At 70.1% G+C, this 12,764-nt stretch carries 9 protein-coding genes; 3 read left to right on the top strand and 6 right to left on the bottom strand.

All coding sequences use genetic code 11. The features are described from left to right. Positions 1–20: 20 nt before the first annotated feature. The 6 genes from serA to GCN81_RS21545 all read right to left on the bottom strand — a co-directional run bounded on the left by serA (position 21) and on the right by GCN81_RS21545 (position 10,203). Positions 21–1,622, bottom strand: a complete 1,602-nt coding sequence (gene serA / locus GCN81_RS21570) for a phosphoglycerate dehydrogenase (protein WP_156726252.1) — start codon at positions 1,620–1,622, stop codon at positions 21–23. 398 nt (positions 1,623–2,020) lie between these two features. Continuing rightward, positions 2,021–3,022: a ketol-acid reductoisomerase gene (gene ilvC / locus GCN81_RS21565; protein ID WP_156726251.1), complete on the bottom strand. Its 1,002-nt coding sequence runs from the start codon at positions 3,020–3,022 to the stop codon at positions 2,021–2,023. Positions 3,023–3,182: 160 nt separating this feature from the next. After that, on the bottom strand, positions 3,183–3,707 hold the full coding sequence (gene ilvN / locus GCN81_RS21560; protein ID WP_156726250.1) for an acetolactate synthase small subunit: 525 nt from the start codon (positions 3,705–3,707) through the stop codon (positions 3,183–3,185). A gap of 26 nt (positions 3,708–3,733) precedes the next feature. Beyond that, positions 3,734–5,635 carry an acetolactate synthase large subunit gene (locus GCN81_RS21555; RefSeq protein WP_156726249.1) on the bottom strand — a complete coding sequence of 634 codons (1,902 nt, stop codon included), beginning with the start codon at positions 5,633–5,635 and terminating at the stop codon, positions 3,734–3,736. A gap of 202 nt (positions 5,636–5,837) precedes the next feature. Beyond that, positions 5,838–9,041, bottom strand: coding sequence for an EAL domain-containing protein (locus tag GCN81_RS21550; protein WP_156726248.1), 3,204 nt, complete (start codon positions 9,039–9,041; stop codon positions 5,838–5,840). Positions 9,042–9,249: 208 nt separating this feature from the next. After that, positions 9,250–10,203, bottom strand: a complete 954-nt coding sequence (locus GCN81_RS21545; protein WP_156726247.1) for a 2-hydroxyacid dehydrogenase — start codon at positions 10,201–10,203, stop codon at positions 9,250–9,252. Between the two features lie 82 nt (positions 10,204–10,285). Here GCN81_RS21545 and GCN81_RS21540 point away from each other — a divergent pair, with 82 nt between their 5' ends. The 3 genes from GCN81_RS21540 (at position 10,286) to GCN81_RS21530 (ending at position 12,761) form a co-directional block, all read left to right on the top strand. Continuing rightward, entirely contained in the window at positions 10,286–11,284 is a 999-nt protein-coding gene (locus GCN81_RS21540) for an aldo/keto reductase (RefSeq protein ID WP_156726246.1), read from the top strand. 100 nt (positions 11,285–11,384) lie between these two features. Beyond that, positions 11,385–12,557, top strand: coding sequence for a PQQ-dependent sugar dehydrogenase (locus GCN81_RS21535; protein WP_231626885.1), 1,173 nt, complete (start codon positions 11,385–11,387; stop codon positions 12,555–12,557). A 24-nt stretch (positions 12,558–12,581) separates the two neighbouring features. Then, entirely contained in the window at positions 12,582–12,761 is a 180-nt protein-coding gene (locus tag GCN81_RS21530; protein WP_156726245.1) for a DUF6191 domain-containing protein, read from the top strand. Positions 12,762–12,764: the final 3 nt, after the last annotated feature.

Here is a 12,764-nt window from a genome sequence, read left to right as displayed (position 1 = left end):
CGCAGATCAGTTCGCGCGGATCAGTCCGTCAGGTTGACCGAGCGCGCTGAGGTCGCGCCGATCTCCTCGGCCAGCTCCGCGAGCACCGCGGGCGGCACCGTGTCGTCGACCGTGAGCACCGCGAGGGCCTCGCCGCCGACGTCCGCGCGGGAGACCTGCATGCCGCCGATGTTCAGCCCGGCTTCGCCGAGTACCCGGCCGACCGTGCCGACGACGCCGGGGCGGTCGGCGTAGCGCAGGACCGCCATGTGGTCGGCGAGCGCCAGGTCGATGTCGTGCTCGCCGATGGCGACGATCTTCTGCAGGTGCTTGGGCCCGGCCAGCGTGCCGGAGACCGCGATCTCCTCGCCGCCGGTGAGGGTGCCCCGCACGGTGACCATGTTGCGGTGGTCGGGCGACTCCGAGCTGGTGGTCAGCCGGACCTCGACGCCGCGCTCCTGGGCGAACAGCGGAGCGTTGACGTAGGAGACCGTCTCGTCGACGACGTCCTCGAAGACGCCCTTGAGCGCGGAGAGCTCCAGGACCTTGACGTCGTGCTGGGTGATCTCGCCGTACACCTCGACGTCGAGGCGTACCGCGACCTCGCCCGCCAGCGCGGTGTAGATCCGGCCCAGCTTCTCGGCGAGCGGCAGGCCCGGGCGTACGTCCTCGGCGATGACCCCGCCCTGGACGTTGACCGCGTCCGGTACCAGCTCACCGGCGAGCGCGAGGCGCACCGACTTGGCGACGGCGATACCGGCCTTCTCCTGGGCCTCGTCCGTGGACGCGCCGAGGTGCGGGGTGCAGACGACCTGGTCGAAGTCGAAGAGCGGGGAGTCGGTGCACGGCTCCTTGGCGTAGACGTCAAGACCGGCGCCCGCGACCCGGCCCTCCTTGAGGGCGGAGAACAGCGCCTCCTCGTCGACGATGCCGCCGCGCGCGGCGTTGACGATGCGGACGCTCGGCTTGACCTTGTGCAGCGCCTCGTCACCGATGAGACCGAGGGTCTCGGGGGTCTTGGGCAGGTGCACGGTGATGAAGTCCGAGACCTCGAGCAGCTCGTCGAGGGTCAGCAGCTTCACGCCCATCTGCGCGGCGCGCGCGGGCTGTACGTACGGGTCGTACGCGACGATCTTCATGCCGAAGGCGGACATGCGCTGGGCGACCAAGACGCCGATGCGGCCGAGACCGACGACACCGAGGGTCTTCTCGCTGAGCTCGACGCCGGTGTACTTGGAGCGCTTCCACTCGTTGTTCTTGAGCGCGGTGTTGGCCTGCGGGATGTTGCGCGCGGTGGCGATGAGCAGGCCGCAGGCGAGCTCGGCGGCGGTGACGATGTTGGACGTCGGGGCGTTGACGACCATCACGCCGGCCTTGGTGGCGGCGGACACGTCGACGTTGTCCAGGCCGACTCCGGCGCGGGCGACGACCTTCAGCTTCTTCGCGGCGGCGATCGCCTCGGCGTCGACCTTGGTCGCGGAGCGGACCAGGATCGCGTCGACGTCGGCGATGGCGGGGAGCAGCTCGGCGCGGTCCGCTCCGCTGCAGTGCCGGATCTCGAAGTCCGGACCCAGCGCGTCCACGGTGGCGGGCGACAGCTCTTCGGCGATCAGTACGACAGGTTTGGCAGGGTTCGAGCTCACGTGTGTCCTCACAAGTCCATTGCGGACGGCCGTCCCGACGGCCGCAGGCGGTGGGAGGGGAAGCGGCGCCGGGGAATTGCGGGTGCGTTCCCGCGTCGTTCGGTGCGTGCTCTCGGCGTGCCGGACGAAGGTCCTCGTAGCGGAGCTACTAGGACCTTTGGCCGGTGCGGCGAGAGTGCGTGCCGGGCGGCGTGGGGATGTGCCTGAAATTCCTCGGGGTCGCTTTGCCGCGTGGAAGACGCACGACGCTGTGGGCCTGACGCGTATGTGGTGTGCAGTCTAGTGCCGACGCGCGGCGGGTTTTCCGCCTGAGCGGAAGGATCACCCATCCGTGGTTGGACGGGCTGTCCAAAGGTGTGCGGCGGGCCGGACCGCCGGTCCGGCCCGCCGCGCTTGCCTCAGGCCTCGTCGTTGTCGACCCAGCTCATGAGCTTGCGGAGCTCCTTGCCGGTGGTCTCCAGGAGGTGGTTCTCGTCCTGCTTCTTGTACTCGTTGTACTTGGGCAGGCCGCTGTGGTACTCGGCCATCCAGTTCTTGGCGAAGGTGCCGTCCTGGATCTCGGCGAGGACCTTCTTCATCTCGGCCTTGGTGGCGTCGGTGATGATCCGCGGGCCGGTGACGTAGTCGCCCCACTCGGCGGTCTCGGAGATCGACCAGCGCATCTTCTCCAGGCCGCCCTCGTACATGAGGTCCACGATGAGCTTGAGCTCGTGCAGGCACTCGAAGTACGCGATCTCCGGCTGGTAGCCAGCCTCGGTCAGGGTCTCGAAGCCCGCCTTGACCAGCGCGGCCGTACCGCCGCAGAGGACGGCCTGCTCGCCGAAGAGGTCGGTCTCGGTCTCCTCGGTGAAGGTCGTCTTGATGACACCGGCGCGGGTGCCACCGATCGCCTTGGCGTACGAGAGCGCCAGCGCGAAGCCGTTGCCGGTGGCGTCCTGCTCGACGGCCGCGATGCACGGGACGCCACGGCCCTCTTCGTACTGGCGGCGGACGAGGTGGCCCGGGCCCTTGGGAGCGACCATGGCGACGTCGACACCGGCCGGGGGCTTGATGAAGCCGTAGCGGATGTTCAGGCCGTGGCCGAAGAAGAGGGCGTCGCCGTCCTTCAGGTGCGGGGCGATGGACTCCTCGTACACCTTCGCCTGCAGCGGGTCCGGAACCAGGACCATGATGACGTCGGCCTCGGCGGACGCCTCGGCGGGGGTCACCACGCGCAGGCCCTGCTCCTCGGCCTTGGTCTTGGACTTGGAGCCCTCGTGCAGACCGACGCGGACGTCGACGCCCGAGTCGCGCAGGGACAGCGCGTGGGCGTGGCCCTGGCTGCCGTATCCGATGACCGCGACCTTGCGGCCCTGGATGATGGACAGGTCTGCGTCGTCGTCGTAGAACAGCTCGGCCACTTGAGGTCTCTCCTTGGTGATGGCGGCAGCGGATGCCGGGTTACCCACACAGTACGTGCGGGTGGGGGGTGCGTTGACGGTCAGTCTCGGGATGCGGGACGTGGGTCGCGGGCCACGGGTCCTAGTGAGGCGACCCGCGGCCCGGGGGTCGAGAAGGCTCTCAGGCCGAGCGGTCCAGGGCGCGCAGGCTGCGGTCCGTGATGGAGCGCGCGCCCCGGCCGATGGCGATCGTGCCGGACTGGACGAGTTCCTTGATGCCGAAGGGTTCCAGCATCTTGAGCATCGCCTCCAGCTTGTCGCTCGATCCTGTGGCCTCGATCGTGACTGCCTCGGGCGAGACGTCCACGGTCTTGGCGCGGAAGAGCGAGACGATCTCGATGATCTGGGAGCGCGTCTCGTTGTCGGCGCGCACCTTCACCAGAACGAGTTCACGCGCGACGGCCGCCGCGTCCTCGAGTTCGACGATCTTCAGGACGTTGACGAGCTTGTTGAGCTGCTTGGTGACCTGCTCCAGCGGCAGATCCTCGACCTGCACCACGATGGTGATACGGGAGATGTCGGGGTGCTCGGTGACGCCGACGGCGAGCGAGTCGATGTTGAAGCCGCGGCGGGAGAACAGGGCGGCGATCCGGGCCAGGATGCCGGGCGTGTTCTCGACCAGGACGGAGAGTGTGTGCTTGGACATGGGCTTGAAGCTCTCTCTCGGCTCTCTCAGTCGTCTTCGTTGTCGCCGAAGTCGGGGCGGACACCCCGGGCGGCCATGACCTCGTCGTTGGAGGTGCCTGCGGCGACCATCGGCCACACCTGGGCGTCCTCGTGGACGATGAAGTCGACCACGACGGGTCGGTCGTTGATGGCGTTGGCCTTGGCGATCACCGCGTCCAGCTCGGCCGGGTCCTCACAGCGCATCGCGACGCAGCCCATGGCCTCGGACAGCTTCACGAAGTCCGGGACGCGGGTGCCCTTGCGGGCGCCCTCGCTGGCGCCGACCTGGGAGCCGGGGCTGCCGTGGCCGGTGTCCTCGGCGTGCAGCACGGTGTTGGAGTACCGGCCGTCGTAGAACAGGTTCTGCCACTGGCGGACCATGCCGAGCGCGCCGTTGTTGATGATCGCGACCTTGATCGGGATGTTGTTGAGCGCGCAGGTGACCAGTTCCTGGTTGGTCATCTGGAAGCAGCCGTCGCCGTCGATCGCCCAGACCGGCGCCTCGGGCTTGCCCGCCTTGGCGCCCATCGCGGCCGGGACCGCGTAGCCCATCGTTCCGGCGCCGCCGGAGTTGAGCCAGGTCGCGGGCTGCTCGTAGTCGATGAAGTGGGCGGCCCACATCTGGTGCTGACCGACGCCCGCGGCGAAGATCGTGCCCTTGGGGGCCAGCTGACCGATGCGCTCGATGACCTGCTGCGGCGCCAGGCTGCCGTCGTCGGGCTGGTCGTAGCTGAGCGGGTAGGTGTCGCGCCAGCGGTTGAGGTCGTTCCACCAGGCGGCGAATCCGCTGGCCGCCTCCTCGCCGAGCGCACCCTCGCTGTGCTCGGCCTGGACGGCCTGGACCAGGTCGGCGATGACCTCGCGCGCGTCGCCGACGATCGGCACGTCGACCGCGCGGTTCTTGCCGATCTCGGCCGGGTCGATGTCGGCGTGGATGACCTTGGCGTACGGGGCGAAGCTGTCCAGCTTGCCGGTGACGCGGTCGTCGAAGCGGGTGCCGAGCGCGATCAGCAGGTCCGCCTTCTGCAGCGCGGTGACGGCGGTGACCGCACCGTGCATGCCGGGCATTCCCACGTGCAGCTCGTGACTGTCGGGGAACGCGCCGAGCGCCATCAGTGTGGTGGTGACGGGAGCTCGGGTGAGTTCGGCGAGGACCTTCAACTCGGCGGTCGCGCCTGCCTTGAGGACGCCACCGCCGACGTACAGGACCGGGCGCTTGGCCTGGCCGATCAGCTTGGCGGCCTCACGGATCTGCTTGGCGTGCGGCTTGGTGACCGGGCGGTAGCCGGGCAGGTCGTGGGTGGGCGGCCAGCTGAAGGTCGTACGGGCCTGCAGGGCGTCCTTGGCGATGTCGACCAGGACCGGGCCCGGGCGGCCGGTCGAGGCGATGTGGAAGGCCTCGGCGATGGTGCGCGGGATGTCCTCGGCCTTGGTGACGAGGAAGTTGTGCTTGGTGATCGGCATGGTGATGCCGCAGATGTCCGCCTCCTGGAAGGCGTCCGTGCCGATGGCCTTGGAGGCGACCTGGCCGGTGATCGCGACCAGCGGCACGGAGTCCATGTGCGCGTCGGCGATCGGGGTGACCAGGTTGGTGGCGCCGGGGCCGCTGGTCGCCATGCAGACGCCGACCTTGCCGGTGGCCTGCGCGTACCCGGTGGCCGCGTGACCCGCGCCCTGCTCGTGGCGGACCAGGATGTGGCGGACCTTGCTCGAGTCCATCAGCGGGTCGTACGCGGGCATGATGGCGCCGCCGGGAATGCCGAATACCGTCTCGGCGCCGACTTCCTCGAGAGAACGAATGAGGGACTGCGCACCCGTCACATTCTCGACGGGGGCGGACTGGTGTCCTCCGGAACGGGGCCGCGGCTGCGGATGGTGGGCCCCGGTGGCCTGCTCGGTCATCGGCATTCTCTTCTCGAAGCTAAGGGTGATTTGCGAGGGTATGTGCGGTGCCAGTGCAACAAAAAACCCCTCGTGCCCGGAGGCAAGCGAGGGGAGCGCGTCGGTGCGTTCGCTGAGTCTTCACGACTCGGCTTCAGCCGACGCGCTTTCCAAGTACGAGAATTCGGGTGCGCATGACAGTGACCTTCCCTCTGGAGCCCTAGGACTGTCAAGTGGGTGGGACGGCCGTCTCATTATGTGAGCGGCCGATCGTGTCATCGATGAGCCTGACCGCGCCGTTGCCCGAACCGTTGATCACGCTGTTGACCTGGCCGTTCGTGCCGTTCTTGGTGCCGTTCTTGGTGCCGTTCCTACCGCCGCCTCCCACGGGGCCACCGACGCGCACCGGTTCGATCGGGCCATGCGGCAGGGGGTAGTGGCCCCCGGTCAGCGCACGGCGCAGCCGGTACTCGTCCAGCGGGCCGGAGAAGGCCATGCCCTGGCCGTGCGTACAGCCCATGGCGCGCAGCGCGACCACCTGCTCGGGCAGGTCGACGCCGTCCGCGACGGAGCGCAGCCCCAGATCGGCGGCGATCCGCAGCAGGCCACTGGTGATCTTGTGCAGCCGGGCGGACTCCACCACGCCCTCGACCAGGGAGCGGTCCAGCTTGAGTACGTCGACGGGGAGGCGGCGCAGTGCGGTGATCGCCGCGTGACCACTGCCGAAGCCGTCCAGCGCGATGCTGACGCCCAGCCTGCGCAGCGCGGTGAGGCGGCGCTCCAGGTCGTCGAGGGAGACCCGGGCGTCGCTGTCGGCCAGCTCGATGACCAGGGCGCCCGAGGGCAGCCCGTGCCGGGTCAGCAGCGCCTCGATGGAGCCAAGCGGCAGGGACCGGTCAAGGAGTCGGTGAGCGCTCATCCGGACGGCGACCGGGACGGCGAGTCCGCTGCGGCGGCGCTCGGCCGCCTGCTCTACGGCCTCTTCGAGCATCCAGCGCCCGAGCTCCGGGGAGCGGTCGCCCGCGGCGGCGGGCTCGGAGTCGGCGACGCGCAGGAACTCCGCGGGAGTGAACAGGATGCCCTGGGACGACCGCCAGCGGGCCTGGGCGCAGACCGAGGTGATCCGGCCGGTGTCCAAGCTGACCACGGGCTGGTGCAGCAGGGCGAACTCGCCGTCGTGCAGCGCGGAGCGCAGCCGGGTGGCCAGTTCCGACTTTCGGACGACTTCGGACTGCATCTGGGGGGCGTAGAGCACGACGCGCCCCTTGCCCGCGGCCTTGGCGCGGTACATCGCGAGGTCGGCGTTACGCAGCAGCTCGCCCGCGGTGACGCCGTGTTCGGCGAAGGCGACGCCGATGGACGCGGCCACCCGTACCTCGCGGCCGTCGATGGTGTACGGCTCGGAGAGGGCGAGCCGCAGCCGGTCGGCGAGCTCGCGGATGTGGTACTCCCGAGCGGCGCGGTCGCGGGTGCCGTCACCGAGGATGAGGGCGGCGAACTCGTCACCGCCGAGCCGGGCGGCGGTGTCCCCGGAACGTACGGAATCGGCCAGTCGCCGTGCCGCCTGCACCAGCAGCTCATCGCCCGCCTGGTGGCCGATGGTGTCGTTGACGGCCTTGAAGCCGTCGAGGTCGATGAAGAGCACGGCGGTGCCCCGGTCGCTGCTGCGTCGGCCGCCGAGTGCCTGTCCGACGCGCTTGGTGAACAGTGCGCGGTTGGGCAGGTCGGTCAGCGGGTCGTGCTCGGCGTTGTGCTGCAACTGCGCTTGCAGACGGACGCGTTCGGTGACGTCCCGGCTGTTGAAGATCAGGCCGCCCTGGTGGCGGTTGACGGTCGACTCGACGTTGAGCCACTCGCCGGATCCGGACTTGAAGCGGCATTCGATACGGGTCGTGGGCTCGTCCATGGGCCGGGCGGTGAGGAACCTGCGGATCTCGTGGGCCGCCTGGCCGAGGTCCTCCGGGTGGATGAGCATGGCCAGTTCCGTGCCGACCAGTTCCTCGGCGTCGCGGCCCCAGACTCCGGCGGCGGCCGGGCTGACGTACCGCAGGATTCCGCTGGGCGCGGCGATCATGATGACGTCGCTCGATCCCTGCACGAGGGAGCGGAAGTGGTTCTCCTTCTGGGCCAGTTCCTGGGTGAGCGAGATGTTGTCCAGGAGCATGATGGCCTGGCGTACGACCAGCGCGAGCACCACCGTGCAGGCCGTGACGAGGACGACCCGGTCGACACTGCGGCCGTTGAGTACGTTGTTCAGGATGCCCAGTGTGCAGACGGCGGCGGCCAGATACGGGGTGAGGGCGGCCAGCGAGCCACCGATCGGGCGGGTGACCTGGCCGCCGCGGCGCACCATGCTCGCCCAGTGCTCGTCGGTCCGCTCGGCGCTCCCCTGCGCGTAGGCGGTGTCCTGCACGTACGCATACCCTTCGCTGCCGGGCCGTGGCGTGACCCAGGGGGCGTAGGCCAGGAGCAGGGAGCCCGCGAACCAGCCCGCGTCCAGGATCTCGCCGGACTGATAGGTCTCCCGCAGCAGCGGTGAGGTGAACAGGGCGTCACACAGGACGGTCAGGGCGAGTGCGGCGACCGCGGTGTTGATCGCCGAGCGGTTCGCCGACGTACGCCGGAAGTGCAGCACGAGCACCATGCTGACCAGCGCGATGTCCAGCAGTGGATAGGCCAGTGAGAGCGCGGCGTGGGGGACGCTGGTGTCGTCGAACTCGGCGGTGTGCGCGAGCGCCAGGCTCCAGGACAGGGTCAGCAGGGAGCCGCCGATCAGCCAGGAGTCCAGCCCCAGACAGACCCACCCGGCCCGGGTGACCGGCCGCTTGGCCAGCACCAGCAGTCCGACGATGGCGGGCGGCGCGAAGCACAGGAAGAAGAGGTCGGCCATGCTGGGCGTCGGCACCGGAACCCGCAGCACGACCTCGTACCAGCCCCAGACGGCGTTCCCGATGGCCGCCATCGCCGAGGACAGGGCGAACAGCAGCCAGGCGGGTCGAAAGCGGCTCTGCCGGGTGCGGGCGTAGAGGAAGCAGGAGACGGCGGCCGTCGCGGCGGCCAGGCTCAGCCCGAAGTCCCCCATGATGAGGGCGAGGCGCTCGGAGCCCCAGCCGAGGGCGGAGCCCGTTGCGTAGGCCGCGCAGATCACCGCGAGCACCAACTGCGGCACCAGGCCCGTCGTCCGGCCGCCCCCGGGGGCGGCGCCGACGGCCGGCCACACACCGGGGGTGCTCACGGGGCCGCCTGGTTCTGCTGGGTCCGCGGCGTCGAGCCGCTCTGCCGGGTCCCGCTCGGCCGGGTCCCGCTCAGCTGGGTACCGCTCAGCTGGGTACCGCTCCGACAGGTCCTGGGAGTCGCCGGGCGCCGGCGCCAGCCCGTCAGGGAGCGCGAGGGTCGTCGGCGACGTCCTCGCCGCGTCGGATGGTTCGTGCATAGGCCGTGCATCGCCCGTCGCCCCCCTCGCTGTCTGATATCTCCCCGGCGCCGAACTCCGCGTGGCGCTGCCCCAGTCGGGACGATACACCAGTCTCGTCACTCAGGGACATAGCGTCTCTACGCTCCGTGACGACCAGGAAGAATGTGGGCACGGGGTGCGCATGAGCGATCGCTGAGCGTACGTAAAGCGACTGCCGCGGCGACGGCTACCCGGCGGTGAGGACGACGTTGTCCAGCGGTTCCCCGGCCACGTAGCGCGTCACCTGCCGCGCGAGCAGCCGCTTGGCACGCGGCCAGAACGCGGAGGAACTGCCGCCCACATGCGGGCTGATGAGGAGGTTCGGAGCATGCCACAGGGGGTGCCCCTGGGGCAGCGGTTCCGGGTCGGTGACATCGACGGCGGCGCTGATCCGGCCGGTCGCCAGTTCGGCGACGAGGGCCTCGGTGTCGACGACGGGGCCGCGGGCGACGTTCACCAGCAGGGCGCCGTCCTTCATCCGGGCCAGGAAGTCCGCGTTCGCCAGACCTTGGGTGGTCTCGGTGAGCGGCGTGGAGAGGATCACGACGTCGGCTTCGGGCACCAGGGAGGGCAATTCGGAGAGCGGATGTACGGCGCCGCGCGCCGTGGTGCGTCCGGAGCGCGCGACGCGCGCCACCCGCGCGCACTCAAAGGGGGCGAGCCGGTCCTCGATGGCGGCGCCGATGGACCCGTAACCCACGATCAGTACGGACTTGTCGGCGAGCGCCGGATAGAAGCCGGAGCGCCACTCCTCCCGCTGCTGCCCGCGGACGAAGCCGGGGATGTCGCGCAGCGAGGCGAGGATCAGCGCGAGCGTGAGCTCGGCGGTGGAGGCCTCGTGCACCCCCTTGGCGTTGCACAGCCGCACCCCGGGGCGCAGCAGCCCGAGTCCCGGCTGTACATGGTCGATGCCCGCGGTCAGGGTCTGGACGACGGCGAGCGACGTCATCACCGACAGGGGGCTGATGGAGACCTCGGTGGACTTCATGTAGGGGACGGCATAGAAGCCGCAGCCGGCGGGGTCCCCGGGGAAGTCCCGGTCGCCGTCCCAGTGGCGGTAGGTGGGCCCCGGCGGGAGACCGGGGACGTCCTCGGCGGGGAGCGGGAGCCAGATCTCGCCGTATGTGTTCGGGTCGTTCATGGTCAGGAGGCTATGCGACGCTGCTCCGGGCCCAGAGGTTAGTTTGGGGCCTCGGGTTTGGCAGGTGGGAGGGCACAGGCAGGTGGAGCGCAGGACGATCGGCGCGGGGGCGCTCGATGTGGGCGCGATCGGGCTCGGCTGTATGCCGATGAGCTGGGCGTACACGGGATCGCGGCAGCGTGGGGAGGAGTCGCTGCGTACCGTGCACAGCGCGCTCGACGCGGGCGTGAGCCTGCTCGACACCGCGGACATGTACGGCCCGTTCACCAACGAGCTGCTGGTGGGACGGGTGCTCCGGGAGCGCCGCGCGGACGCCTTCGTGTCGACCAAGTGCGGGCTGCTCGTGGGTGAGCAGCACATCGTGGCCAACGGCCGCCCCGGGTATGTGAAGCGGGCCTGCGATGCCTCGCTGCGACGCCTGCAGACGGACGTGATCGACCTGTACCAACTGCACCGGGCCGACCCGGAGGTGCCCGTCGAGGAGACCTGGGGCGCCATGGCGGAGCTGGTCACGGCGGGCAAGGTGCGGGCGCTCGGGCTGTGTGCGGTGGGGGCGCGTGCGGGCCGCAGGGCCGGGGCGGCGCTCCATGACGGAACGATCCGGCAACTGGAGCGCGTCCAGCAGGTCTTCCCGGTGAGCGCGGTGGAGGCCGAGCTGTCGGTGTGGTCGCCGGAGGCGCTGGACGCGCTGCTGCCATGGTGCCGGTCGCGCGGAGTGGGCTTCCTGGCGGCGATGCCGCTGGGCAACGGCTATCTGACCGGGACGCTGACGCCTGGTCAGGGCTTTGAGCCCGATGACGTACGGGCCCGCCATCCGCGGTTCACGTCCGAGATGATGGCCGCGAACCAGCCGGTGGTGGCCGGGCTGCGGCGGGTCGCCGAGCGGCACGGACCCGAGGTGACCCCGGCTCAGGTGGCGCTGGCCTGGGTGTTGACGCGGGGGCGGCAGGTGGTGCCGGTACCCGGGGCCAAGCGGGAGCGGTGGGCGGTGGAGAACGCCCGGGCCGCGTCGCTGGAGCTGACCGCGGCGGATCTGACGGAGATCGCGGAGCTGCCCGCGGCGCAGGGGTCGTGGGACTGACCTCGTCCCCTTCCGGCGCGAGTGAACGGGAACCTTTGGGGCGGCCGCGGTGTATGAAGAGGAGAAGGAGTCAACGGCCACCGCCGAAGGGACTGCAATCGTGCGACGTACTGCTGTGGCTGCCGTAGGAGTCACCACCGCGCTGCTCCTCGCGGCGGGCTGCACATCGGACAGTGACGACGGGCCGGTCTTCCCAGGGAAGGACGACAGCGCGGCGCCGAGCGGCCCGTCGCCCTCGGGCGTCGCGGATCAGGCACCGCCCGCCACGGGGTCGGCGAAGGTCGTGGACACCGTCACCGAGGACCTTGAGTCGCCCTGGGGGCTGGCTCCGCTGCCCGACGGCGATCTGCTGGTCTCCTCGCGGGACGAGGGAACGATCACCCGGGTCGACGGGGACAGCGGGAGGAAGACCGAGCTCGGCTCGGTGTCCGGAGTCGACCCCGGCGGCGAGGGCGGCTTGATGGGCCTGGCTCTCTCCCCGTCGTTCGCCTCCGACCGCATGGTGTACGCGTACTTCACCACGGCGTCGGACAACCGCATCGCCCGGATGCGGTACGACGAGGAGCGGCCCGACGGCAGGCAGCTCGGCGAGCCCTCCACGGTCCTGCGGGGCATCCCCAAGGGCATCAACCACAACGGCGGGCGGATCGCCTTCGGCCCGGACAAGATGCTCTACGCCGGAACCGGCGAGACGGGCGACCCGGACCTGGCGCAGGACAAGGAGTCGCTGGGCGGCAAGATCCTGCGGATGACCCCGGACGGCCAGCCCGCCGAGGGGAATCCGGAGGCGGACTCGGTGGTGTACTCGTACGGTCACCGCAATGTGCAGGGCCTCGCCTGGGACAAGGACAAGCGACTGTGGGCGTCCGAGTTCGGCCAGAACACCTGGGACGAGCTGAACCTGATCGAGGCGGGCGAGAACTACGGCTGGCCGGAGGTGGAGGGCGGGGCGACGGGCGACGGTGGGGGCGGGGGCGAGTTCACCGATCCGGTCGTGCAGTGGAAACCGTCCGAAGCCTCGCCGAGCGGCATCGCCTGGGCCGATGGGTCGGTCTGGATGGCGGGGCTGCGCGGGCAGCGGCTGTGGCGCGTCCCGCTCGACGGAACTGAGCCGGTGGCCAAGCCGCAGGCGTTCCTGGCGGACGAGTACGGGCGGCTGCGGACGGTGGTGTCGGCGGGCGACGGCAAGCTGTGGGTGGTCACGAATGAGACGGACTCGCGGGGAACGCCCGAGGAAGGCGATGACCGGATCCTGCTCGTGGAGATCGAATAGATCGAATAGGTGGTGGGAGGCACGATGTTCAACATGTTCGAGGAGTTGTTCTCTCCGGGACGCAAGCACACCAACGAGGAGCGCAAGCGCCTGGAACTCACCCGGGTCGACCTGAACGACGCCGACCCGGGAAACGGCCCGATAGACCTCACCTCGGGCAAGGTCACCGTCCGCCTGCCGACCCGGCAGGCGGACGACGGCTGACAA

The organism is Streptomyces apocyni (assembly GCF_009739465.1).
GTDB classification, from domain to species: Bacteria; Actinomycetota; Actinomycetes; order Streptomycetales; family Streptomycetaceae; genus Streptomyces; species Streptomyces apocyni.
The sequence above is the reverse complement of the archived record's forward strand: the minus strand, read 5'-3'. Positions and strand labels throughout refer to the sequence as shown.